The following is a 22,382-nucleotide window of genomic DNA, read 5'->3' as shown; positions in this document are numbered from 1 at the left end:
GCGGCGCGCGGGACCGCGCCGCTTGCGTGCCGCCGGACGCCGGGCCTACAGCGTCAGGCCGTCCAGCCAGCCCATTGCCACCCACACATAGACCACCACCATCGCAATGGCGAACATGGACACGGTGGCGCCGACCAGGCAGGCCAGGAGGGCAACCAGCACCGGCCCCCAGCCGGTCTTGGGGGACGGCGGCAATCCGGGGTTGTAGAGGCGATCGAACTTCTCGTCGGGCATCAGCGAAAACACCGCGCTCTCGATGAAGCCGTCGATCATGGGAATGAACACCAGGAAAAAAGCCGGGTTGTCGTACCAGACCGGGTAGTAGCGCAGCGCGCAAAACAGGCTGAGCAGGGACAGCGTCGTCACCAGCCAGGCGTAACGCCGGCCCAGGTACCACCAATGCGCGCCGAGCCAGCCGAACAGGCAGGCCAGCAGGCCGACGGCGACCTTGCCGCGAGGGCGGCGCGGGATTGCGGCGGACAGCGAAGAAGAAGCCTCGAGCTGCGTCATATCAATCAACCGGTAATGGGTCCCCGGGCGCCAAGCCGCGCCGGCAGACCCGGATTGTAGTGGACAGGTAAAATCCCGGCATGACTCTCTCCGCCTTCGACATTGCGATTCTTGGCGCCGGCCCCGTGGGGCGTGTCCTGGCGTTGATGCTGGCGCGCGTGGCGCCGGACCCGTCCCGCATCGCCCTGCTGCAGGGCACGGCGGCGCCTGCCACCCCGGCCGCCGCCGTGCCCGCGGCCGACCCGCGCGTGCTGGCCATGAACCATGGCAGCCGCGTGCTGCTCGAATCGCTGCACGCCTGGCCGGCCAAGGCGGCGGACATCCTCAACATCCACGTCTCGCAGCGCGGCCGGCTTGGCCGCAGCGTGATCCGCAACACCGATTTCGACGTGCCGCAGTTGGGCTGCGTGGTCGCCTACGCGGCGCTGCACGCCAGGCTGGAGGAATGCGTGGCCGCCAGCGGCGTCACGCTGCTGTCCGGTCCGCCTGCCGTGGTCGACGGCCAGGATGCCGATGGCGTGCGCATCAGCCAGGGCGACCGCGCCCTCAGTTGCCGGGTCGCCGTGCAGTCGGACGGCGCCGGCGGCAGCGACCTGCGCCGCGACTACGGCCAGCACGCCCTGCTGACCACCGCCCACGCCAGCCTGCCGCGCCGCGGCTGGGCCTGGGAGCGCTTCACGGCCGAAGGGCCGCTGGCCTTGCTGCCCCACCCCCAGACGCCAGATGCCTATTCGGTGGTCTGGTGCAGCGCGCCCGAGCGCGCGTCCGAGCTGGCGGCGCTGGACAACACCGCCTTCTCGCAGGCACTGGGCAAAGCCTTTGGCGACCGCCTCGGCCGCCTGACCTGCCAGGCGCCGCGCCATGTCTTCCCGTTGGCGCTGAGCGCGCGCCGCGCCCAGGTGCAGGGTCGCGTGGCCGTGATCGGCAACGCGGCGCAGACCTTGCACCCCGTGGCGGGCCAGGGGCTCAACCTCGGGTTGCGCGATGCTGCACGGCTGGCCCAGTCGCTGGGCGGCTGGCTGGCGCAGCCCAACGCCACCCCCGCCCCCGCGCTGCACGATTTCGCACGGGCACGCCAGGTCGACCGCGTCATCACGGCCGGGGTCACCGACCTGATGCCGCGCATCTTCGCCACCGGCCTGGCGCCGGTCGAGCATGCCTGCGGCCTGGCGCTGCTGGGCCTGGACCTGGCCGCGCCGCTGCGGGCACCGCTGGCGCGCCACCTGCTACAGGGTTTCCGCGCCTGATCCTGCCCTTTTTTCGTCCGGCTGTTACCAAGCGGTGGCGGGACAAAAAAGAGGGTTCGATCGAGCCGGTTAAAATGTGAGCATGCGCATCGGCCCGTGGACTCTCCCCAACAACGTTCTGGTCGCGCCCATGGCGGGCGTGACGGACCGCCCTTTCCGCCAGCTTTGCAAGAAACTGGGGGCGGGTTATGCCGTCTCGGAAATGGCCGCCAGCAACCCCCGGCTGTGGGACAGTGTCAAGACTTCGCGCCGCCTCAATCATGACGGCGAGATCGCTCCCATCTCGGTGCAGATCGCCGGCGCCGACCCGGCCATGATGGCCGAGGCCGCCGTCTTCAACGCCAACAAGGGCGCGCGTATCATCGACATCAACATGGGCTGCCCGGTGAAGAAGGTCTGCAACGTGGCCTCGGGGTCGGCCCTGCTGCGCCACGAAGACCTGATCGCCCGCATCCTGGATGCCGTGGTCGAGGCCTGCGCGCCGCTGGGCGTGCCGGTCACGCTCAAGACCCGCACCGGCTGGGACCGCGACAGCCGCAACGCCCTGCGCGTGGCCAGGCTGGCCGAAAACGCTGGCATCGCCGCGCTCACACTGCATGGACGCACGCGCGCCGATCTCTATACGGGCGAGGCGGAATATGACACTATCCGCGCCGTCCGCGCCGAGCTGAAGATCCCGCTGATCGCCAATGGCGACATCGACTCCCCTGAAAAGGCCAGGCGCGTCCTGGATTACACTGGCGCCGATGCGGTCATGATCGGCCGGGCGGCCCAAGGGCGGCCCTGGATCTTCCGCGAAGTCGACCATTACCTGCGCACGGGCGAAACACTGGCCCCTCCCAGCTATGGGGAAATGCGCGAACTGCTGCTAGAACATCTCGACGACCACTACCGCTTCTATGGCGAACACACCGGCGTACGCACGGCGCGCAAGCACATCGGGTGGTATCTGGACGGCCTGCCGGACGCGGACTCGTTCCGTGACCGCATGAACCTCATCGACAACACCCGCGACCAGTGGCGGGCGGTGTCGGAATGGTTCCTCAATCTTTCCCGTGACGGCAACCCCAACCCGGCGCCGGTCGCGAAAGCCCTGCTGGCGGCATAACCGCCTCAACACCAACATAAAAATATCTGTACTCCGATGAGCAAGAAAGATGTCCTGGAAGAATGCGTGCGCGCCAGCCTGGAGCGCTATTTCGAAGACTTGGGCGAATCCGAGCCCCACGACATGTGGGACATGGTGATGCGCTGCGTGGAGCGCCCGGTCCTCGAAGTGGCGCTGGAACGGTCTGGCGGCAACCAGTCGCGGGCATCCGAAATGCTGGGCATCACGCGCAACACCCTGCGCAAGAAGCTGCTGGCCCACAACATCCAGGTATAGAGCGTTGCCCCGCGCGGGCGGGCCGGCAGGCGCGCCCGCTTTACCGATTTCCCATCCCGACCTGAAGCGAGACTGGCGTACGCGCCGCACTCCCGTCCCTCACCATGAAAATCGAAACCGCCCTGCTTTCGGTGTCCGACAAGACCGGCATCGTTGAATTTGCCCGCGCCCTGGCCGCGCGCGGCGTACGCCTGCTGTCGACCGGCGGCACCGCCAAGCTGTTGGCCGAATCCGGCCTGACCGTCACCGAAGTGGCCGCCCACACTGGTTCGCCCGAAATCCTGGACGGCCGCGTCAAGACGCTGCATCCGAAGATCCACGGCGGCCTGCTGGCCCGCCGCGACAGCGCCGAACACATGGAGACCATCAAGGCGGCCGGCATCGATCGCATCGACATGCTGGTGGTCAACCTGTATCCGTTCCGCGAAACCGTGGCCAAGCCCGACTGCACCTTCGCCGACGCAGTCGAGAACATCGACATCGGTGGCCCGGCCATACTGCGCGCCGCAGCCAAGAACCACGGCACCGAGGCCGGTGGCGTGACGGTCGTGATCGACCCGGCCGACTACTCGCGCGTGCTGTCCGAAATGGACCAGGGCGGCGCCACCTCCTACGGCCTGCGCCTGGCGCTGGCCGCCAAGGTCTACGCCCACACCGCGGCCTACGATGGCGCCATCGCCGCCTACCTGACCAGCCTGACCGAGGCCGAACCGGCGCAGGATGCCGTGCCGGCCCGCCAGGAATGGCCCGGCACCCTGACGCTGCAGGTCAAGCAGGAACAGGCCCTGCGCTACGGCGAGAACCCGCACCAGACGGCGGCGTTCTACGTCGACGCGCAGCGTCCCGCCGGCCTGCTGGGCAACTACCGCCAATTGCAGGGCAAGGAACTGTCGTACAACAACATCGCCGACGCCGATGCCGCCTGGGAATGCGCGCGCAGCTTCGAGGCGCCCGCCTGCGTCATCGTCAAGCACGCCAACCCCTGCGGCGTGGCCGTGGCGGCCGACACGCTGGGCGCCTACCAGCAGGCCTTCAAGACCGACCCGACCTCGGCCTTCGGCGGCATCATCGCCTTCAACCGTCCGGTCGACGCGGCCACCGCCGAGGCCGTCAGCGCCCAGTTCCTGGAAGTACTGCTGGCGCCGGCCTATGACGGCGCCGCGCTGGCCATCCTGGCCGCCAAGAAGAACGTGCGCGTGCTGGAGGTGCCGATGGGCACGGGCCAGAACGCCTTCGACGTCAAGCGCGTCGGCGGCGGCTGGCTGGTGCAGACCCCGGATGCCTACAACGTGCCGCGCGACGCCTTGAAGGTTGTCACCAAGCGCCAGCCCACCGAGCAGGAAATGAACGACCTGGCGTTCGCCTGGAAGGTCGCCAAGTACGTCAAGTCCAACGCCATCGTGTTCGTCGGCGGCGGCATGACGCTGGGCGTCGGCGCCGGCCAGATGAGCCGCATCGATTCGGCCCGCATCGCCTCGATCAAGGCCGAGAACGCCGGCCTGACGTTGAAGGGCTCGGCGGTGGCGTCGGATGCCTTCTTCCCGTTCCGCGACGGCCTGGACGTGGTGGTGGCAGCGGGCGCGACCTGCGTGATCCAGCCCGGCGGCAGCGTGCGCGACGATGAAGTCATCGCCGCGGCCGACGAGCATGGCATCGCCATGGTGCTGACCGGCACCCGCCACTTCCGCCACTGATGCGCGTCCTCGGCATCGATCCCGGCCTGCGCCGCACCGGCTTCGGTGTGATCGATGCCGACGGCCCGCGCCTGCGTTATGTCGCCAGCGGCACCATCGTGGTGCCGCCGGCGCTGACGCTGTCCGAACGCCTCAAGGTCATCCTGGACAACCTGCGCCAGGTTGCGCGCGACACGCAACCCGATGTGGCCGCGCTGGAAATCGTCTTCCTGAACACGAATCCGGCCTCGACCCTGTTGCTGGGCCAGGCCCGCGGCGCGGCGCTGTGCGCGCTGGCCGACAGTTCGCTGGCGGTGCATGAATACACCGCGCTGCAGATCAAGAAGGCCGTGGTCGGCACCGGCCGCGCGGCCAAGGAGCAGGTGCAGATGATGGTGCAGCACCTGCTTGCGCTGGACGGCACCCCTGCCCCCGACTCGGCCGACGCCCTGGCCTGCGCCATCTGCCACGCCCATGTCGGCCCCCTGCAGGGCCGCCTGGAACAACTGGGCTCGCGCCTGAGCCTGAGCGGCAGGACCCGCGTCCGCAACGGCCGCCTGCTTGGCTGAAAACGGCCTACGCCACTCGGCGCGCCGACCCGTATAGAATCCCCGCATCCGCCGCGACAGTCGCGGCCTTCTCTTTTGCCAGGCCACTGCCACCATGATCGGACGCATCACCGGAACCCTGATCGAGAAACTGCCGCCCACCGTGTGCGTGGACGTCAACGGTCTGGGCTATGACATCGACGTGCCCATGAGCACGCTGTACTCGCTGCCGGAAACCGGCGCGCGCGTCACCCTGTACACGCACCTGACCGTGCGCGAGGACGCCCACATCCTCTACGGCTTCGCCACCGCGGGCGAACGCAGCGCCTTTCGCGAGCTGATCAAGGTCAGCGGCATCGGCGCGCGCACCGCGCTGTCGGTGCTGTCCGGGCTATCGGTGGCCGACCTGGCCCAGGCCATCACGCTGCAGGAATCGGGCCGCCTGACCCGCGTGCCGGGCATCGGCAAGAAGACCGCCGAACGCCTGCTGCTGGAAATGCGCGGCAAGCTGGGCGCGGACATCGGCGCCAGCGCGCATGCGGTTCAGGACAATCAATCGGACATCCTGAACGCGCTGCTGGCGCTGGGGTACTCCGAGAAGGAATCGATGTCGGCCCTCAAAACCCTGCCCGAAGGCGTGGGTGTGTCGGACGGCATCAAGCAGGCGCTGAAAGCGCTGGTGCGCTGACGCGCCGCCCAGGCCACGGATCACGCAATCCGCCGAGTTGGCGCGCAATCGGCATTGAGGTTGCCGGCGGCCGGCCTCGAGGCGGGCTGCCGGCTCGCACCTAGCGGGCCGGGGCCAGGTATCCCGGCGCCACCGCCTCCAGGCCGGTCGGCACCACGTTCAGTTCGGGCGCCATCGGCGTGCCACAGATGTTGTCGCTGCGCAGGGAATCGAGGTTGTCGCGAGACATCAGCGGCTGCCCCGGCAGGCATTCGAACAGCAGCGCCTGCATGCGGCCCACGCCCATCGGCACCCCGACCACCGGGCGCGGGTGCCCGCTCCATCCGGCGCACAGGCGCGCGATCTCGCCCAGGGTATAGACCTGCGGCCCGCCCAGTTCGTAGGTCTTGCCGCAAGTATGGGAATCGTCCAGCGCCGCCAGCATCGCCGACGCCACGTCGCCCACATATACCGGCTGCATGCGCACATGCGCGCCGGCCAGCGGCAACACCGGCAGCCAGCGCGCCAGGCGCGCGAACATATTGGTGAAATTGTCGTCCGGCCCGAACACCACCGAAGGCCGGAATATCGTCCAGCCGCCCTCGCGCCAGTCGGCCAGTTCGTGCTTGATGGCGGCCTCGCCGTCGCCCTTGGAACGCTGGTACATGCTGGCTCCGTGGGAGTCGGCGCCCAGCGCGCTGACATGCAGCAGGCGCCGCGCGCCCTGGCGGCGGCAGGCCCGGGCGATGCGCTGCGGCAGGTGCACATGGGCCTGCGCGAAGTCGGCGCCATAGGGTTTGCCGGCCTTGCCGTGCAGGATACCCACCAGGTTGATCACGGCGTCACAGCCATGCACCAGCCGATCGAGCGCATCGTCGTCATGTACATCGCTGGCCAGCAGCGTGACGGTGGGCAGGATCTGGAGTTCTCGCCCCTGGCCGTAACGGCGGGTGGGCACCAGGATCTGGTGCTGCCCACCCGACAGCCGGGCGATGAGGTGACGGCCGATGAAGCCGGTGCCGCCGATGACAAGGATACGCATGGAGCAGCCCCTGTTCTTCAGGATTCAGGCCCGATTCTGCCCTGCGCCGGCCGCCTCCGCAAGCACACGCGCCAAGCACCGGACGAGATCCCGCCGGCGCCCCGCGCGCGGGCGGTTCAACCCGCCAGCAACTTGCCGTAGGCCGGAAGGTCGACGTTGCCGCCGCTGATGATGACGCCGACGCGCGCGCCACGCACGGGCACCACGCCCTGCAGCACGGCCGCGGCCGCCAGGCAGCCGGTGGGCTCGACCACCATCTTCATGCGTTCGGCGAAGAATTTCATGGTCGAGACCAGTTGATCATCCGTCACCGTGACGATGTCGCGCACGTGCTTCTGGATGAGCGGGAAAGTCAGGTGACCCAGATGGGTGGTGGCGGCGCCGTCGGCCAGCGTCTTGGGCGCCGGGATGCGGACGATCTCGCCCTTGCGCAGCGATTGCTGGCCGTCGTTGCCCGCTTCAGGTTCGACGCCGTAGACCAGGCAACGCGGGCTGAGCGCGAATGCCGACAGCGCCGAGCCCGACAACAGGCCGCCGCCGCCCAGGCATACGAACAGGTAATCCAGTTCGCCGACGTCCTCGAACAGTTCCTTGGCAGCGGTGCCCTGGCCCGCGATCACGTCTTCATGGTCGTACGGCGGAATCAGCGTGGCGCCGGTTTCGGCCTGCAGGCGGCGCGCGATCGCTTCACGGTCTTCGGTGTAGCGGTCGTAGGTGACGATCTGTCCGCCATAGCCTTCGGTGGCGGCGCGCTTGGCCGCTGGCGCGTCCAGCGGCATGATGATGGTGGCCTTGACGCCCTGCAGCCTGGCGGCCAGCGCGATCGCCTGCGCGTGGTTGCCGGACGAGAACGTGACCACGCCGGCGGCGCGCTGTTCCGGAGTCAGGCGGGCGATGGCGTTATAGCCGCCGCGGAACTTGAAAGCGCCCATGCGCTGGTAGTTTTCGCACTTGAAGAACAGCGAGGCGCCGGCGATGTCGTCGGCGGTGGTCGAAGTCAGCACCGGCGTGCGGTGCGCATGGCCGGCCAGGCGCTCGCTGGCGCGCGCGACATCGTCGAATGAGGGCAGTTCGGGCAGCATGGAAGCAGTCCTTGGATCGCGGAGATAGTCGGAAACGAAACCCCCGGATCATAAACCCGCCGGCGCCGCCGCCCCATGATGCCCGAGCGTTTTACTTGCCGAACAGCTCGCCGCTGCCGCTGGCCGCGCCTGCCGGCGGCGTCAGGCCCAGGTGGCGCCAGGTGGTCAGGGTAGCGGTGCGGCCGCGCGGCGTGCGCTGCAGATAGCCGTGCTGGATCAGGTAGGGCTCGATCACGTCCTCGATGGTGTCGCGTTCTTCGCCGATGGCGGCGGCCAGGCTGTCGACGCCGACGGGGCCGCCGTCGAACTTGTGGATGATGGCTTCGAGCAGCTTGCGGTCCATCAGGTCCAGGCCCTGCGGATCGACTTCGAGCATGGCCAGCGCGCGGCCGGCGACATCGGCATCAATGGTGCCGCCAGCCTTGACCTCGGCGTAGTCGCGCACGCGCCGCAGCAGGCGGTTGGCGATACGCGGCGTGCCGCGGGCGCGGCGCGCCACCTCGGCGGCGCCGTCCGGCGTGATGCCGGCGTTGAGCAGGCCGGCGCTGCGCGTGACGATGCGGCCGAGATCGTCGGCGTTGTAGAACTCCAGCCGCGAGACGATGCCGAAGCGGTCGCGCAACGGGTTGGTCAGCATACCGGCTCGGGTAGTGGCGCCGACCAGCGTGAACGGCTGCAGGTCGAGCTTGACGCTGCGCGCGGCCGGGCCCTCGCCGATCAGGATATCGATCTGGAAGTCCTCCAGCGCCGGATAGAGGATTTCCTCGACCACCGGCGACAGGCGGTGGATTTCGTCGATGAACAGGACGTCGTTCTTTTCCAGGTTGGTCAGCAGCGCGGCCAGATCGCCCGGGCGTTCCAGCACGGGGCCGGAGGTCTGGCGCAACTGCACGCCCATTTCATGCGCGATGATGTGGGCCAGCGTGGTCTTGCCCAGGCCCGGCGGGCCGAACAGCAGCACGTGGTCGAGCGCCTCGCCCCGCTTGCGGGCGGCGGCGATGAAGATCTCGAGCTGTTCGCGCGCGCGCTGCTGGCCGACGTACTCTTGCAGCGCCTTGGGGCGCAGGGCGCGTTCGATCGATTCCTCGTTGGGCGACGCCGGTTGGGGCGCGACGATGCGAGGGGCGTCGGGGCGGGAAGAGAGCGAATCGGACTGGATGGCCATGGTGCGGGAACGACGGGATACTGGGCGGGATGCTGCATCGTACCGTAACCACCCGGCGCCGGGCCGGAAGGAGGAACAAAACTCCCGCGCGCCGGATCAGGCTCCCTCGGCGAGCGGCAGCTTGACCCGCACGCACAATCCGCCCGACGCCGCCTGCAGCAGTTCCAGCGAACCGCCGTGGGCGCGGGCGATGGCTTCGGCCAGCGCCAGCCCCAGGCCGACGCTGCCGGTGCGGGTGCGGGCGTCATCCAGGCGGCTGAAGGGCCGCAGCGCCTCCAGGCGGCGTTCCGGCACGATGCCGGGGCCGTGGTCGGCTACGTCCAGCACCGCGTAGCGGCCGTCGCGCCGCAGGCTCACCTCGACGGGAGGCGCGCCATGGTTCAAGGCATTGCCAATCAGGTTGTCCAGCAGGCGGCCGAGCGCGACCGCGTCGCCCTGCACCACCAGCGCCTCATCGCCATCGGAGGTCTTGAGATGGATGTCCGTGCCGGCGCCGCTCCAGGCGTTGACGCGCTCGGTCAGCCAGTCGGGCAGCATCATCGACGCATAGCGATACGCCGCCGGGTCCGTGCCACGCACAAAACCGATGAACTGGTCGACCATGTGCTGCATATCCTGCAGGTCGGTGCGCAGGCCGTCCTTCAGTGCCGAATCGTCGGCCAGTTCGATGCGCAGCCACATGCGCGACAGCGGCCCCTTCAGGTCGTGCGGCAGGCCGGACAGCAGCGTACGCCTGACCGAGTCGGATTCGGCCAGGGCGTCCAGCATGGCGTTGAAACGCTCGCCCAGCACGCGGGTTTCATGCGGACCGGAAGGCTCGACCCGCTGCGGCTGGCCGGCAGCCAGACGGTCAGCCGCATCGGCCAGGCGGGTGATGGGCCGGGTGATGTGCCACGAGAATCCCACCGCCAGCAATAACAACAGGCCCAGGCCGCCGAGCCAGGCGGCGATGAGCGGCGTGGCCACCGGCGGATCGAGGCGGTCCAGCGGGATAACCAGCCATTCGCGCAGGCGTGGCGCGTCCTCGCTGGCCGGGTTGGGAGCCAGCGAAATGAAGATCTCGGGCGTGGGGCCGTGCGACAGCGCCACCCGCGTGCCATCGTTCAGGCGTTCGTTGAGCTGCTGCACCAGACCGCGAAGGTCGCGGCGGATGTCATCGGGTTCGGGCTTGTAGCGGCGCACGCGCTCTTCGTGCTCGCGCTGGCGTTCGTGTTCGGCCTGGGCCTGGTCGATCTCGCGCTCGCCGCCACGCATCTCGGGCGGCAAGGGCGGCCCCTGGATCTGCGCGGTCGGCGGCGGCGGGGGCGGGGGCGGCGGCGGATGCTGCATTTTGCGCGGTGGCGGACGGCGCCCATTGAAGCGCTGCAGCTTGGCTTCGGCCGGCAGGACCCGCGACCACAGGCGCCATTGGTTCTGCGAGGCGGCGCGCACGAAATCGGCGCGTTCCTCGGCCGGCACCTGCGACACGGCGGCGCGCAGGGTGCGGATGGTGGTGGTGATGTAGCCGATGGCCACGTCTTCCATGAACTTGTGGCGGAAGTACGAGACCGTCACCAGAGTCGCCGCCTGAGTCAGCAGCACCGACCCGAGAATCAGCAGGATCAGCCGCGCGCGCAGCGAGCGCGGCACCAGGGAACTGGCGGAGAAGCGCATCAGGGCGAGAACCGGTAGCCGATGCCCCAGACGGTCTGGATCCAGCGGGGTTGCTTGGGATCGTCCTCGATGACGCGGCGCAGGCGCAGGATGGCGATGTCGATGGCGCGGTCGTTGCGTTCGCCGGCGTCGTCGTCGCGCGCCAGCGCCAGCAGGCGTTCGCGCGACAGCGGCTTGCCGGCATTGCGCACCAGCGCCTCGAGCAGGTTGATTTCGCCGCCGGTGAGCTTGACCACCGTGCCGTCGCGCGAGAGCTGGCGGGTGGACGGATCGAACAGGAACGGGCCGAAGGCGACCGGCGCGTCCTTGGTCAGCGCCGAGGGACCGCGCTTGCGCCGCAGCACGGCTTCGATGCGGGCCAGCAATTCGCGCGGGTCGAAGGGCTTGCCGACGTAGTCGTCGGCGCCGGCCTCCAGGCCGATGATGCGATCCACGGCCTCGTCGCGAGCGGTCAGCAGGATCACGGGGATGTCTTCGCCCTGCTCGCGCAGGCGGCGACAGGCGTCGGCGCCGTCGCCCCCCGGCAGCATGCGGTCCAGCACCAGCAGGTCGGGGGCATAGCGGGTGATGCGCGATGGCAGGTCGCTGGCGTCGGGCGCCAGCAGCGTGTCGTAGCCATGGCGGTTCAGATAGTCGGCCAGCAATTGCCGCAGGGCCGGGTCGTCATCGACGACCAGCAGCTTGGTGTGGGGATTGTCCATGGATGCCATAGTGGAGCCGTCCGTCGTCTGCGGCAAGAGCCGGGAAATCATCTGAAATATACCTGTTGCACGATGTTTGGCGCCGATGCCGGCCCATTGGCGCCGACATGGCACCGCGACCGGACTGGCCCTAAAATAGCGCCGATTGCCCGCGCATACGTTGGTCCGGTTTACTAAAAATCGTTTACAGCGGCGGCAACGTCCCCTTTCTACACTGTCGGTTATGGTCGCCCCTGCACATTGGCGCGGACGGTTGTTGCTGCACACGGCATTGGCGGCTGGCCTGGCCAGCCCATTGATGCCGGCGTTCGGCGGCACGTCGGCCGTCTACTCATCCGCCGCGCCGGTTCCGGCCTACGTGGCGCGCGGCATCGCCGTGCTGTCGCCGGTGCAACCGGTGCCGGTGCGGCCGGCTCCCTCGATAGCATCGCGGGCGGTGCCGCTGGACCCGGCCCCCTGCGAGATGCACACGAGCGAACCGGCCATGGACACCAGCGTGGCGGGTAGCGATGCCGAAGTGATACCGGGGACAGGGTCGACCCTGTCCGGAGACGCCGATGCCGACGCCGGCCCGCTGGGCTGCGATACCCCAGGGATCGCGGCAGCCCCGGCAGAGACGCCCGACTACGCATCGTTCGACCTCGAAAGCGGGGACATACCCCGGGCGCCGGTGGTCATCATCTCCGGCGTATCGCGGCCCAGCCGTCCCTGGTTCGCCTCGGTCAGCGGCCAGGATGGCCTGCGCTACGGCGGCGACCGCAGTTGGACCTATCGCAGCACCAGCGGGCCGTCGTTCGCGGTGGGCAATATCAATGCCAGCGCCCCCGCCTGGGGCAGCAGCGCGCCGGTTGGCGGGCTGCAGATCTCCAACCTGCAGGGCAGCACGGCGCCGCTGGCTGAAGGTGCGTTCGGCTATTCATCGTCGCTCGGACGGCTTAATCGCATGGACCCGGCCGCCACCTCGGGCGCGGTCGACTACGGCGCATCGGTCGGCAACGGCACGGTGCGCTACGGACTGACGCCGGTGCTGACGCTGGAGGGCCAGATGCAGAGCGCGCCATCGCTGACCACCCGCGGCATGGGCACCACCTACTCCGCCGGCGACTATGGCACCTTCCAGGCCGGCGCCACCCAGAGTTCGTTCGACGCCACCAGCGCCTGGCGCTATCGCTTCGGCTACAGCGTCGACGTGGCCGACACGGTCAACCTGGGCTACACCAACGAACAGATCGGCGCGGGTTTCGGCGACCTGTCCACCTACACGGGCGGCGTGACCAGCGCGCCGCAAACCCGCAACACTGTGTCTGCCGGTGTGCCCATCACCGGCTGGGGCACCTTGAGCGGCACGTATTCGGGGCTGCACGAAGGCTCGGCGCTGGCCGAGAGGCGCTTCGGCCTGAGCCACAGCATGTTCGTGGCGCCGCGGGTCAGGCTGGCGGTGGGGGCCGATCGCGACATCATTTCGGGCAATTACGAGTGGCGCGCCAACCTCAGCATGCCGGTGGACACGTTCATGCGCGGTACCTGGCTGAGCTGGTGAACCGGCAGGATCGTGGACGGAATTGGCCACCCGCGCCCGAGCCGCCGGATTTGCGGCTTAAAATCCCCGCCATGATGCTCACGGCCTATCCCCATGTCTGACGCGCGCGCCCTAGGTGTCCTGCAGCGCGTTTTCGGTTACGAATCCTTCCGCGGCGACCAGCAAGCCATCGTCCAGCAAGTCATCGACGGCGGCGACGCGCTGGTCCTGATGCCCACCGGCGGCGGCAAGTCGCTCTGCTACCAGATCCCGTCCCTGGTGCGCGAAGGCACCGGCATCGTCGTCTCGCCCCTGATCGCGCTGATGCAGGACCAGGTCGACGCGCTGACCGAACTGGGCGTGCGCGCCGCGTTCCTCAATTCGACGCAGGAATGGCGCGTGGCCCGCGACGTCGAGCAGGCTTTCCTGGCCGGCGAGCTGGACCTGCTGTACGTGGCGCCCGAACGCCTGCTGACCGACCGCTGCCTGCAACTGCTGGAACGCGGCAACATCGCCCTGTTCGCCATCGACGAGGCCCACTGCGTTTCGCAATGGGGCCATGACTTCCGTCCGGAATACCTGGGCCTGTCGATGCTGCACGAGCGCTGGCCGGACGTGCCGCGCATCGCGCTCACCGCCACCGCCACCGCCGAGACCCGCGCCGAAATCGCCCAGCGCCTGTCGCTGACCGACGCGCACCACTTCGTCTCCAGTTTCGACCGCCCCAACATCCGCTACCGCATCGTCGAGAAGAACGAAGTGCGCAAGCAGTTGCTGGACATGATCCGCACCGAACACGAGGGCGAGTCCGGCGTGGTCTACGCGCTGTCGCGGGCGCGGGTCGAGGAAACCGCCGAATTCCTCTGCAACCAGGGCATCGACGCCATGCCCTACCACGCCGGGCTCAGCCCCCAGGTGCGCGCCGCCAACCAGGCGCGCTTCCTGCGCGAGGACGGCGTGGTCATGGTCGCCACCATCGCCTTCGGCATGGGCATCGACAAGCCCGACGTGCGCTTCGTGGCGCACATCGACCTGCCCAAGTCGGTCGAGGGCTACTACCAGGAAACCGGCCGCGCCGGCCGCGACGGCCTGCCCGCCACCGCCTGGCTCGCCTACGGCCTGCAAGACGTGGTGCAACAGCGCCGCATGATCGACGAATCCCCCGGCGACGACGCCTACCGCCGCCGCCTCGGCCAGCAGCTGGACGCGATGCTGGGCCTGTGCGAAACCGTGGAATGCCGCCGCGTGCGCCTGCTGGCCTACTTCGGCCAGCAGATCACCGCCTGCGGCAATTGCGACGTCTGCCTCGATCCCCCCCAGGCCTGGGACGGCACCGTGGCAGCGCAGAAGGTGCTGTCAGCCGTGTACCGGCTATGGAAGGAACGCGGCCAGCGCTATGGCGCCGGCCACATCATCGACATCCTGCGCGGCAAGGTCACCGACCGCACCAAGCAGCATGGCCACGAAACGCTCAGCGTGTTCGGCGTGGGCGAAGACCTCAGCGATACCGCCTGGCGCGGCGTGCTGCGCCAGTTGCTGGCGCAGGGCCTGCTGACCGTCGACAACGAAGGCTACGGCACCCTGGCCCTGACCGAAGGCAGCCGCGCGGTGCTCAAGGGCGAGCGCCAACTGATGCTGCGGCGCGAATCCGAAAAGAAGGCCCGCTCCGGCAAGAGCGGCGGCAGCCGCGCCAAGGCCGCGGCGATCGACCTGCCCGCCGAACTGCAGCCGGTGTTCGAGGCGCTGCGCGCCTGGCGCGGCGAAGTGGCCAAGAGCCACGGCGTGCCGGCCTACGTCATCTTCCACGATGCCACGCTGCGCGAGATCGCGCTGGCCCAGCCCGACTCGATGGACGCGCTCAGCCACATCAGCGGCGTGGGCGCGCGCAAGCTGGAAGCCTACGGCGAGGAAATCCTGCAGCGGGTGGCGCGGCCGGTGCTGTAGCAGCCGGTTCGATGGCGGCCGTCCGCGTGGCGGCCCATGCGGCGGGCGCCTCGAAGGCGCCCGCGTTGCCGTCAGGGCGACGGCGGCGGCAGCAGCGGCACGGGCGCGCGTTCCTTGCCGAACACCGAGCGGTAGGCCAGGATGTTGAACACCAGCACCACGGGAATCCCCACTACGGCGCCGGCCATCACCAACCGCATCGAGCCGAGCGCGCCAGCGCCGTCCCACAGCGTCATGTCGTCCAGGATCAGGTAGGGGAACAGGCTGTACGCCAGGCCGCTCAGCATCAGCAGGAACAGCGCCACGCACAGCACGAACGGCAGCCAGCGGAAATGGTCGGCGCGGCCCGGCAGGCGCGCCAGCAGCATTTCGGCGGCGACGAAGCCGGCCAGCATCAGCCCCCAGACCGTGGCCGCCAGGCTGAGGTGGGCGATGTTGCTCCATTTGTAGAAGATGCCGGCGTTGGCCAGGCCCAGCGTGACGGCGATGGCGACCATGCCGACCGCGGTCCAGCGGATCGCGTGGCGCGCCCAGTTGGCGGCGCGGCGCTGCAGGTCGCCGTCGACCCGCATCACCAGCCAGGACGCGCCCAGCAGCACATAGGCGGCCACCGCGCACAGGCCGACGAACAGCGCGAACCAGCCGTAGCCCGCGTCCGACTGGTAGCCGGTGGCGATGCGCCCGAGCAACATGCCCTGGCCAAAGGCGGTCATCAGCGAGCCGGCCCAGAAGGCGAGGATCCAGCGCGGCTTGGATTCGGTGCGGGCGCGGATGCGGAACTCGAACGCCACGCTGCGCAGCACCACCCCCAGCACCATGAAAGTGAGCGGCCCGTACAGCTTGCCCAGCACCGCGCCCCAGGCGAACGGGAAGGCCGCGGCGAACAGGCCCATGCCCAGCAACAGCCAGAACTCGTTGGCGTCGCGCCAGGGACTCAGCAGACTCATCATGCGGCCCCGTTCCTGCTCGGGCGCCAGTTGCAACAGAATCCCAACGCCCAGGTCGAAGCCGTCCAGCACCACGCCCGCGGCAATGACGATGAACAGCAGGCCCATGAACGCCAGCGGCATCCAGAAAGAAGGATCGTCGGGGCTCAAGCCCTGCGACGCCGCGAGCATGGCGATCATGGCGTGCCTCCGCCCAGTTTGCGCACCGGCACCACGCCGTAGCGGGCCGCGTGGAACAGCATGCCGGCGAAGGCCGCCAGCAGCAATGCGTACAACAGGCCATAGCCCGCCAGGCCATAAAGCACGGTGCTGGAGGACATGCTGCCCAGCACTTCGGATTGCGTGACCGTGCCATTGACGACGAAGGGTTGCAGGCCGATCACGGAAACCCACCAGCCGGCCACCGCTGCGAAGCCGCCCGAGAACATCATGCCGCACAACACGCGCTGCCACCATGGCGGCAGCACCGCGACATCCATGCCCCGGCGCCAGGTCCACAGAAAGGTAACCCAGGAAACGGCCAGCATCAGCAGGCCCAGCCCCGCGGCGACCCGCAGCGACCAGAACGTCAGCGCCACCGGCGGCAGCATGCCGGAATACTTGTCCAGCCCCTGGTAGGAGCCGTCTTCATTGCGGTGCAGCCACATACCGCCGGCGTTGCGCAGGGTCCAGTCAGCCACGTTGGTGTGGGCGCGGGCGTCGGGCCAGCCGAACAGCACCAGGCGCGGCTCGCTGCCGCTTTCCCAGTAGCCGGCGGCGGCCGCCGCCTTGGCGGGCTGGTATTTGGCCATGGTCTGGCCGGCGCCGACGGCCACCGGCAATTGCAGCACGGCGGCCAGCACGGCGATGACCAGCCCGGTCTTGAAGGTGGCACGCTCGCCATCGCCGAGCGGACGGCGCAGGGATTGCAGCGCGGTCACGCCCATCATCAGGAAGGCGGCGGCCAGGGCCGCGCCCACCACCACCACCGCCAGGCGCCAACCAACGGAGGGATTGAACACCACCGCCGCCCAGTCGTAGACCTGATAGCGGCCATCGACCAGCACCGCGCCATCCGGCGTCTGCATCCACGATTGCAGCGCCAGCACCCAGAACAGCGCCACCAACTGGCCGAGTGCCACCATCAGTACCGCCAGGGTATGGATGCCATCGGACACCCGGCGCTGGCCGAACAGCATGACGCCCAGGAAGCAGGATTTGAGGATGAAGACCGACAGGATGCCGTAGCCCAGCAGCGGGCCGGCGACGTTGCCGATCTTGTCCATCAGCCCGGACCACAGGCTGCCCAGTTGGATCAGCACCGGCACAGACGCCGCCAGCGTGAGCACGAACGACAGGGCGAAGATGCGGACCCAGAAGCGGTAGGCGGCGGTCCAGCCGCCCCGCCCCGAAACGCGGGCGCGGACCTTGAAGAACAGCAGAACCCACGCCAGCGCCAGGGCCACGGCCAGGAACAGCGCCAGGAAGCTCAGGCTGGCCACGAATTGCGCGCGGGCCAGGAAAAGGGTGGAGATATCCATGATGGCCCGTAGTGTAGAGCCAGTTACACGACAATGGGGCCAGTTTGAAACCGCCTGCAGCCGGCCAAAAAAGGCTTCTCCCGGGAACGTGGCAAAATTGACGCTTTGTCGCTGCTTTTTCCTATTCTTTCAAGAATGACCTCCGCCACGACGCCGACCCCCGCCGCATCCAATTTCCTGCTCAACATCGTCGAAGACGACCTGCAAGCCAACCGCTTCCAGGGCAAGCGTTGGGCGGGCAAGCCCGGGCCGGCCGCCGTGCAGCAGCAGGGCGAGCCCGATCCGGCGAAGATCCGCACCCGTTTCCCTCCGGAGCCCAATGGCTACCTGCACATCGGCCACGCCAAGAGCATCTGCGTGAACTTCGGGCTGGCCCGCGACTTCGGCGGCGTCTGCCACCTGCGCTTCGACGACACCAACCCCGAGAAGGAAGACCAGGAATACGTCGACGCCATCATCGAGGCGGTGCACTGGCTGGGCTTCGACTGGAAGGCCGACGGCCGTGACAACCTGTACTTCGCCAGCGACTACTTCGGATATATGTACGAGTTCGCCGAGGCGCTGGTCGAGGCCGGCCACGCCTACGTCGACGAACAGAGCCCCGACGAGATCCGCGCCAACCGCGGCACCCTGACCGAACCCGGCACCGATTCGCCCTGGCGCAACCGCCCGGCCGCCGAGTCGATCGCGCTGCTGCGCGAGATGCGCGACGGCAAGCATCCGGACGGCAGCCTGGTGCTGCGCGCCAAGATCAACATGGCGTCGCCCAACATCAACCTGCGCGACCCGGTCATGTACCGCGTGCGCCACGCCACCCATCACCGCACCGGCAACCAGTGGTGCATCTACCCGATGTACAGTTGGGCGCATCCGGTGGAAGACGCGCTGGAGGGCATCACCCACAGCGTCTGCACGCTGGAGTTCGAAGACCAGCGCCCGTTCTACGACTGGATCCTGGCGCGCCTGGCCGAACTGGGCAAGCTGGCCCGGCCGTTGCCGCGCCAGTACGAGTTCGCCCGCCTCAACCTGAGCTACGTCGTCACCAGCAAGCGCAAACTGCTGCAACTGGTGCGTGAAGGCCATGTGGACGGCTGGGACGATCCGCGCATGCCGACCATCTTCGGCCTGCGCCGCCGCGGCTACACCCCGGCCTCGATCCGCCTGTTCTGCGACCGCACGGCGGTGTCGAAGTCGGATTCGCGCATCGACTACAGCCTGCTGGAGCAGGCCGTGCGCGACGACCTGGATCCGATCGCGCCGCGTTCGGTGGCGGTGCTGGACCCGCTCAAGCTGGTCATCACCAACTATCCGGAAGGCCAGGCCGAGCCATGCACCGCGCCACGCAATCCGCACGATCCGGACGCCGGCGTGCGCGAATTCCCGCTGTCGCGCGAACTCTGGATCGAGCGCGATGACTTCCGCGAGGAAGCGCCGAAGAAATACTTCCGCCTGTTCCCGGGCAACACGGTGCGCCTGAAGTACGGCTACGTGGTGCGCTGCACCGGTTTCACCAAGAACGAGGCGGGCGAGGTGATCGAGGTGCAGGCCGAGTATCTGCCGGACACCAAGAGCGGCACGCCGGGCGCGGACAGCGTCAAGGTCAAGGGCAACATCACCTGGGTCAGCGCCGCCCACGCGGTGCCGGCGCAGATCCACCTATACGACCGCCTGTTCGCCGACCCGCGTCCGGATGGCGGCGACAAGGACTTCCTGGCCTGCCTGAACCCGAATTCCAAGCAGACGGTCACGGCCTGGCTGGAGCCGGGCACGGTCGCCACACCGGGCGCGACCTGGCAGTTCGAGCGGCTGGGCTATTTCACGGCCGATCTGAAGGACTCGACGGTGGAAAAACCGGTGCTGAACCGCGTAGTGACGTTGCGGGATTCCTGGGCACAGGGCTGATCCGCCGCGCGGCCGGTTTCCCGGAGCCGGCCGCGCCGCTATCCACCGCACAGCCGGGGGTTTCCCCCCCAGGCAAAGCGATTGCACGGGCCCGGGGCGGGTTATCATGCCCGACATTCCGCAGCCGGTTGCGCGCGCCCCTTCCCGGCGCCCCGAACCGCCAGCCCCACTCAAGATGAACACTGAATCCCTAGCCCTGGACTTCAAGAGCGCCACCCTGTATGCCATCCGGGTGGTCCTGCATAGCGCCGACCCCGAGCGCCTGGACGCCGCGCTGGCCAAGCGCATGGCCGATGCCGGCAGTTTCTTCGAGAACGAACCCGTGGTCGTCGATGCCAGTCGCGTCGAAGAGGCCATTGACTGGGACGCGCTGGTCGCCGCCCTGCGCGCGCACAACCTGCCCCCCATCGGCGTGGTGGCCGAGGGCGCCAACCTGGCCGCCGCCCGCGCCGCCGGCCTGACGCCGGTCGAACTGTCCACCCCCTCGGCCCGGCCGGCACAGGTGATCGACACCGCGCCCCCCAACGACGTCGCCACGCCGGTGCCGTCGGTGCCGGCGGCCGCGGTCGAGATCGCGCCCGCCACCGCCGCCGGCGATGCCACCGAAAGGGCGGCCGACAAGGCTTCCGGCAAGGCCACGGACCAGGCCGGGGAGCCGCCCGCCCCGGCCGCCGATCCGCTGCCCGAGCGCGCCGCCGCGAGCACCACGTCGGCGGCCAGCCCGACGCCGGGCGCGCCCCAATCATCGTCGGCCCTGGTCATTACCCGGCCGCTGCGCTCGGGCCAACGGGTCTATGCGCGCCATACCGACCTGGTCGTGATTGGCATGGTGAGCCAGGGGGCCGAAGTCATCGCCGACGGCAACGTGCACGTCTACGGCCCGTTGCGCGGCAAGGCCATGGCCGGCGCGCGCGGCGACACCTCGGCACGCATCTTCACCACGCACCTGGATGCCGAGCTGCTGGCCGTGGCCGGCGTGTACCGCGTGGTGGAAGACAAGCTCGACCGCTCGCTGCACAACCAGCCCGCGCTGGTGCGCCTGGACGGCGACACCCTGCGCATCGAGGCGCTGAAAGCCTGACATGGCGCGCTCGCGCTCCGGCCCTTGCGGCGGTCCGCTGCCGCACGCCGACGATCGAGGGCCGCGCCGCCGATGCAAGCCGCGGTTGCATCAACGCAATCCGCGCGCATTCAACACATTCTGTAAGAAGCCTTACACAGGCTTTTTGCTTTACGATAACGCGATTTATTCGAACATAAGGGTTTGATCGTCATGACACGCATTGTTGTGGTGACTTCCGGCAAAGGCGGCGTGGGCAAGACCACGACGAGCGCCAGTTTTTCCGCGGGCCTCGCGATGCGGGGCCACAAGACCGCTGTCATCGACTTCGATGTCGGCCTGCGCAACCTCGATCTCATCATGGGCTGCGAGCGCCGCGTGGTGTACGACTTCGTCAACGTGATCCAGGGCGAGGCGACGCTCAACCAGGCGCTGATCAAGGACAAGCAGCTCGAGAACCTGTTCATCCTGCCGGCCTCGCAGACGCGCGACAAGGACGCGCTGACGCAGGAAGGCGTGGAAAAGGTCATCAACGACCTGAAGGAAATGGGCTTCGACTACATCGTCTGCGACTCGCCCGCCGGCATCGAGACGGGCGCGCTGATGGCGGCCTATTTCGCCGACGACGCCCTGGTCGTGACCAACCCCGAAGTCTCGTCGGTGCGCGATTCGGACCGCATCCTGGGCATCCTGGCGGCCAAGTCCAAGCGCGCCGTCGAGGGCGGCGAGCCGGTCAAGGAATACCTGCTGCTGACGCGCTACAACCCCAAGCGCGTGGTCGACGGCGAGATGCTGTCGCTGGGCGACATCGAGGACATCCTGCGCATCAAGCTGATCGGCGTAATTCCCGAATCCGAAGCCGTGCTGCAGGCCTCCAACCAGGGCCTGCCCGCCATCCACCTGAAAGATACCGACGTCTCCGAGGCCTACAAGGACGTCGTGGCCCGCTACCTGGGCGAAGACAAGGCCCTGCGCTTTACCGATTACGAAAAGCCGGGTTTCCTGAAGCGCCTGTTCGGAGGCAAGTAAGCAATGTCCTTCCTGTCGTTTCTGCTTGGTCAAAAGAAAACCTCCGCGTCCGTCGCCAAGGAACGGTTGCAGATCATCCTGGCCCATGAACGGGGCCGCGGCGACTCGCCCGATTACCTGCCGCAGTTGCAGCAGGAACTGATCGCGGTGATCTCGAAGTACGTCAAGATCAACCCCGAGGACATCAAGGTGCACCTGGAACGCCAGGACACCCTCGAAGTCCTGGAAGTGAAGATCGAGATGCCGCAAAGCGAATCCTGATGCGTTTTCCGCGCGCCGCCTGCCGGCGCCGGATCCGCACGCGATGCACGCAAAAGAAAACGCCCGGCCATGCCGGGCGTTCCTGCATTTGGGCGCGGCAGGCCAGCCTGCGCTGGCATACCGGGTGGTTCTGGGCTTAGTGCTTACCCACCTGATCGCCGATGACGCCGCCGATGGCCGCGCCCCCCACCGTGCCGAGGATGCCGCCGTTGGTGATGACGGCACCCGCCACGCCACCGAGCGCCGCACCGCCCACCGTGCTTTTCTGGCGATGGCTCATGCTGTCCCAGGACGAACAGCCCGCCATCGCGGCGGCCATGGCGACAGCGACACAGATTTTGGAAAGAGATGCGATTTTCATGAGGAGGCTCCTATTCTTGTCCCGGGGCCGCACCGATATCCTGACGCGAGCGCGCACAATGCCCCTTATGGGTTCAGAGTCTTCAGAATCGCAAAATATCCGCGCCAGCGCTGTTAGGTTTGCCCAGGAATTGTGTCAAACGGCGAGGGAATCATTGCACCTCCCGG

At 68.3% G+C, this 22,382-nt stretch carries 21 protein-coding genes; 12 read left to right on the top strand and 9 right to left on the bottom strand.

The window, feature by feature from the left end; all coding sequences use genetic code 11:
- Positions 1–45: 45 nt before the first annotated feature.
- Entirely contained in the window at positions 46–510 is a 465-nt protein-coding gene (locus tag AC6LKG_RS01880) for a TM2 domain-containing protein (protein ID WP_498162305.1), read from the bottom strand.
- 80 nt (positions 511–590) lie between these two features.
- Between AC6LKG_RS01880 and AC6LKG_RS01875 the strand changes: the two genes are divergently transcribed.
- From AC6LKG_RS01875 to ruvA, 6 genes are all read left to right on the top strand, one after another.
- Complete coding sequence (locus AC6LKG_RS01875) at positions 591–1,757, top strand: UbiH/UbiF/VisC/COQ6 family ubiquinone biosynthesis hydroxylase (protein ID WP_498162303.1); 1,167 nt, start codon at positions 591–593, stop codon at positions 1,755–1,757.
- 82 nt (positions 1,758–1,839) lie between these two features.
- Complete coding sequence (gene dusB, locus AC6LKG_RS01870) at positions 1,840–2,865, top strand: tRNA dihydrouridine synthase DusB (RefSeq protein ID WP_498162427.1); 1,026 nt, start codon at positions 1,840–1,842, stop codon at positions 2,863–2,865.
- A 36-nt stretch (positions 2,866–2,901) separates the two neighbouring features.
- Positions 2,902–3,141 carry a helix-turn-helix domain-containing protein gene (locus AC6LKG_RS01865; protein WP_006217670.1) on the top strand — a complete coding sequence of 80 codons (240 nt, stop codon included), beginning with the start codon at positions 2,902–2,904 and terminating at the stop codon, positions 3,139–3,141.
- 104 nt (positions 3,142–3,245) lie between these two features.
- A complete protein-coding gene (gene purH, locus AC6LKG_RS01860) occupies positions 3,246–4,835 on the top strand; it encodes a bifunctional phosphoribosylaminoimidazolecarboxamide formyltransferase/IMP cyclohydrolase (RefSeq protein WP_498162301.1) in 1,590 nt (529 codons plus the stop codon).
- Complete coding sequence (ruvC, locus tag AC6LKG_RS01855) at positions 4,835–5,383, top strand: crossover junction endodeoxyribonuclease RuvC (protein ID WP_498162300.1); 549 nt, start codon at positions 4,835–4,837, stop codon at positions 5,381–5,383. Before purH ends, ruvC begins: the two co-directional genes overlap by 1 nt.
- A 94-nt stretch (positions 5,384–5,477) precedes the next feature.
- A complete protein-coding gene (gene ruvA / locus AC6LKG_RS01850) occupies positions 5,478–6,050 on the top strand; it encodes a Holliday junction branch migration protein RuvA (RefSeq protein WP_498162298.1) in 573 nt (190 codons plus the stop codon).
- Positions 6,051–6,150: 100 nt separating this feature from the next.
- On the opposite strand, the gene AC6LKG_RS01845 is transcribed toward ruvA, so the two are convergent.
- From AC6LKG_RS01845 to AC6LKG_RS01825, 5 genes are all read right to left on the bottom strand, one after another.
- On the bottom strand, positions 6,151–7,071 hold the full coding sequence (locus AC6LKG_RS01845; RefSeq protein ID WP_498162296.1) for a complex I NDUFA9 subunit family protein: 921 nt from the start codon (positions 7,069–7,071) through the stop codon (positions 6,151–6,153).
- Between the two features lie 116 nt (positions 7,072–7,187).
- The gene (locus AC6LKG_RS01840; protein WP_498162294.1) at positions 7,188–8,153 is read right to left on the bottom strand and encodes a threo-3-hydroxy-L-aspartate ammonia-lyase; all 966 of its coding nucleotides are present in this window, start codon (positions 8,151–8,153) and stop codon (positions 7,188–7,190) included.
- Between the two features lie 91 nt (positions 8,154–8,244).
- Entirely contained in the window at positions 8,245–9,318 is a 1,074-nt protein-coding gene (gene ruvB, locus AC6LKG_RS01835; RefSeq protein ID WP_498162292.1) for a Holliday junction branch migration DNA helicase RuvB, read from the bottom strand.
- A gap of 96 nt (positions 9,319–9,414) precedes the next feature.
- On the bottom strand, positions 9,415–10,971 hold the full coding sequence (locus tag AC6LKG_RS01830) for a sensor histidine kinase (RefSeq protein ID WP_498162290.1): 1,557 nt from the start codon (positions 10,969–10,971) through the stop codon (positions 9,415–9,417).
- Positions 10,971–11,672 (bottom strand): response regulator, encoded by a 702-nt coding sequence (locus AC6LKG_RS01825; protein ID WP_498162288.1) that lies wholly within the window; start codon positions 11,670–11,672, stop codon positions 10,971–10,973. Before AC6LKG_RS01825 ends, AC6LKG_RS01830 begins: the two co-directional genes overlap by 1 nt.
- A gap of 259 nt (positions 11,673–11,931) precedes the next feature.
- Between AC6LKG_RS01825 and AC6LKG_RS01820 the strand changes: the two genes are divergently transcribed.
- Complete coding sequence (locus tag AC6LKG_RS01820; protein WP_498162426.1) at positions 11,932–13,212, top strand: fimbrial protein; 1,281 nt, start codon at positions 11,932–11,934, stop codon at positions 13,210–13,212.
- 93 nt (positions 13,213–13,305) lie between these two features.
- Complete coding sequence (gene recQ / locus AC6LKG_RS01815) at positions 13,306–15,135, top strand: DNA helicase RecQ (RefSeq protein WP_498162286.1); 1,830 nt, start codon at positions 13,306–13,308, stop codon at positions 15,133–15,135.
- A gap of 71 nt (positions 15,136–15,206) precedes the next feature.
- Here recQ and AC6LKG_RS01810 read toward each other — a convergent pair whose 3' ends face one another.
- Entirely contained in the window at positions 15,207–16,262 is a 1,056-nt protein-coding gene (locus AC6LKG_RS01810) for a cytochrome d ubiquinol oxidase subunit II (RefSeq protein WP_498162284.1), read from the bottom strand.
- Positions 16,259–17,602, bottom strand: a complete 1,344-nt coding sequence (locus AC6LKG_RS01805; protein ID WP_498162282.1) for a cytochrome ubiquinol oxidase subunit I — start codon at positions 17,600–17,602, stop codon at positions 16,259–16,261. The genes AC6LKG_RS01810 and AC6LKG_RS01805 overlap by 4 nt, the downstream gene beginning before the upstream one ends.
- Positions 17,603–17,737: 135 nt before the next feature.
- Between AC6LKG_RS01805 and AC6LKG_RS01800 the strand changes: the two genes are divergently transcribed.
- The 4 genes from AC6LKG_RS01800 to minE all read left to right on the top strand — a co-directional run bounded on the left by AC6LKG_RS01800 (position 17,738) and on the right by minE (position 21,854).
- Positions 17,738–19,504, top strand: coding sequence for a glutamine--tRNA ligase/YqeY domain fusion protein (locus AC6LKG_RS01800; RefSeq protein WP_498162280.1), 1,767 nt, complete (start codon positions 17,738–17,740; stop codon positions 19,502–19,504).
- Positions 19,505–19,679: 175 nt separating this feature from the next.
- Positions 19,680–20,585, top strand: coding sequence for a septum site-determining protein MinC (gene minC / locus AC6LKG_RS01795; RefSeq protein ID WP_498162278.1), 906 nt, complete (start codon positions 19,680–19,682; stop codon positions 20,583–20,585).
- Between the two features lie 192 nt (positions 20,586–20,777).
- Positions 20,778–21,593, top strand: a complete 816-nt coding sequence (minD, locus tag AC6LKG_RS01790) for a septum site-determining protein MinD (RefSeq protein WP_498162276.1) — start codon at positions 20,778–20,780, stop codon at positions 21,591–21,593.
- A 3-nt stretch (positions 21,594–21,596) separates the two neighbouring features.
- Entirely contained in the window at positions 21,597–21,854 is a 258-nt protein-coding gene (gene minE / locus AC6LKG_RS01785) for a cell division topological specificity factor MinE (RefSeq protein WP_006393143.1), read from the top strand.
- Positions 21,855–21,990: 136 nt separating this feature from the next.
- Here the strand turns inward: minE and AC6LKG_RS01780 are convergent, their stop codons facing one another.
- A complete protein-coding gene (locus AC6LKG_RS01780) occupies positions 21,991–22,215 on the bottom strand; it encodes a YMGG-like glycine zipper-containing protein (protein WP_006388976.1) in 225 nt (74 codons plus the stop codon).
- Positions 22,216–22,382: the final 167 nt, after the last annotated feature.

Source organism: Achromobacter sp. 46006, from assembly GCF_059761975.1.
The sequence above is the reverse complement of the archived record's forward strand: the minus strand, read 5'-3'. Positions and strand labels throughout refer to the sequence as shown.

Excerpts from the sequence above, each read along its gene's own strand:
- AC6LKG_RS01880 (WP_498162305.1), bottom strand. The coding sequence starts at position 510 with ATGACGCAGCTCGAGGCTTCTTCTTCGCTGTCCGCCGCAATCCCGCGC.
- AC6LKG_RS01875 (WP_498162303.1), top strand. The coding sequence starts at position 591 with ATGACTCTCTCCGCCTTCGACATTGCGATTCTTGGCGCCGGCCCCGTG.
- dusB (WP_498162427.1), top strand. The coding sequence starts at position 1,840 with ATGCGCATCGGCCCGTGGACTCTCCCCAACAACGTTCTGGTCGCGCCC.
- AC6LKG_RS01865 (WP_006217670.1), top strand. The coding sequence starts at position 2,902 with ATGAGCAAGAAAGATGTCCTGGAAGAATGCGTGCGCGCCAGCCTGGAG.
- purH (WP_498162301.1), top strand. The coding sequence starts at position 3,246 with ATGAAAATCGAAACCGCCCTGCTTTCGGTGTCCGACAAGACCGGCATC.
- ruvC (WP_498162300.1), top strand. The coding sequence starts at position 4,835 with ATGCGCGTCCTCGGCATCGATCCCGGCCTGCGCCGCACCGGCTTCGGT.
- ruvA (WP_498162298.1), top strand. The coding sequence starts at position 5,478 with ATGATCGGACGCATCACCGGAACCCTGATCGAGAAACTGCCGCCCACC.
- AC6LKG_RS01845 (WP_498162296.1), bottom strand. The coding sequence starts at position 7,071 with ATGCGTATCCTTGTCATCGGCGGCACCGGCTTCATCGGCCGTCACCTC.
- AC6LKG_RS01840 (WP_498162294.1), bottom strand. The coding sequence starts at position 8,153 with ATGCTGCCCGAACTGCCCTCATTCGACGATGTCGCGCGCGCCAGCGAG.
- ruvB (WP_498162292.1), bottom strand. The coding sequence starts at position 9,318 with ATGGCCATCCAGTCCGATTCGCTCTCTTCCCGCCCCGACGCCCCTCGC.
- AC6LKG_RS01830 (WP_498162290.1), bottom strand. The coding sequence starts at position 10,971 with ATGCGCTTCTCCGCCAGTTCCCTGGTGCCGCGCTCGCTGCGCGCGCGG.
- AC6LKG_RS01825 (WP_498162288.1), bottom strand. The coding sequence starts at position 11,672 with ATGGACAATCCCCACACCAAGCTGCTGGTCGTCGATGACGACCCGGCC.
- recQ (WP_498162286.1), top strand. The coding sequence starts at position 13,306 with ATGTCTGACGCGCGCGCCCTAGGTGTCCTGCAGCGCGTTTTCGGTTAC.
- AC6LKG_RS01810 (WP_498162284.1), bottom strand. The coding sequence starts at position 16,262 with ATGATCGCCATGCTCGCGGCGTCGCAGGGCTTGAGCCCCGACGATCCT.
- AC6LKG_RS01805 (WP_498162282.1), bottom strand. The coding sequence starts at position 17,602 with ATGGATATCTCCACCCTTTTCCTGGCCCGCGCGCAATTCGTGGCCAGC.
- AC6LKG_RS01800 (WP_498162280.1), top strand. The coding sequence starts at position 17,738 with ATGACCTCCGCCACGACGCCGACCCCCGCCGCATCCAATTTCCTGCTC.
- minC (WP_498162278.1), top strand. The coding sequence starts at position 19,680 with ATGAACACTGAATCCCTAGCCCTGGACTTCAAGAGCGCCACCCTGTAT.
- minD (WP_498162276.1), top strand. The coding sequence starts at position 20,778 with ATGACACGCATTGTTGTGGTGACTTCCGGCAAAGGCGGCGTGGGCAAG.
- minE (WP_006393143.1), top strand. The coding sequence starts at position 21,597 with ATGTCCTTCCTGTCGTTTCTGCTTGGTCAAAAGAAAACCTCCGCGTCC.
- AC6LKG_RS01780 (WP_006388976.1), bottom strand. The coding sequence starts at position 22,215 with ATGAAAATCGCATCTCTTTCCAAAATCTGTGTCGCTGTCGCCATGGCC.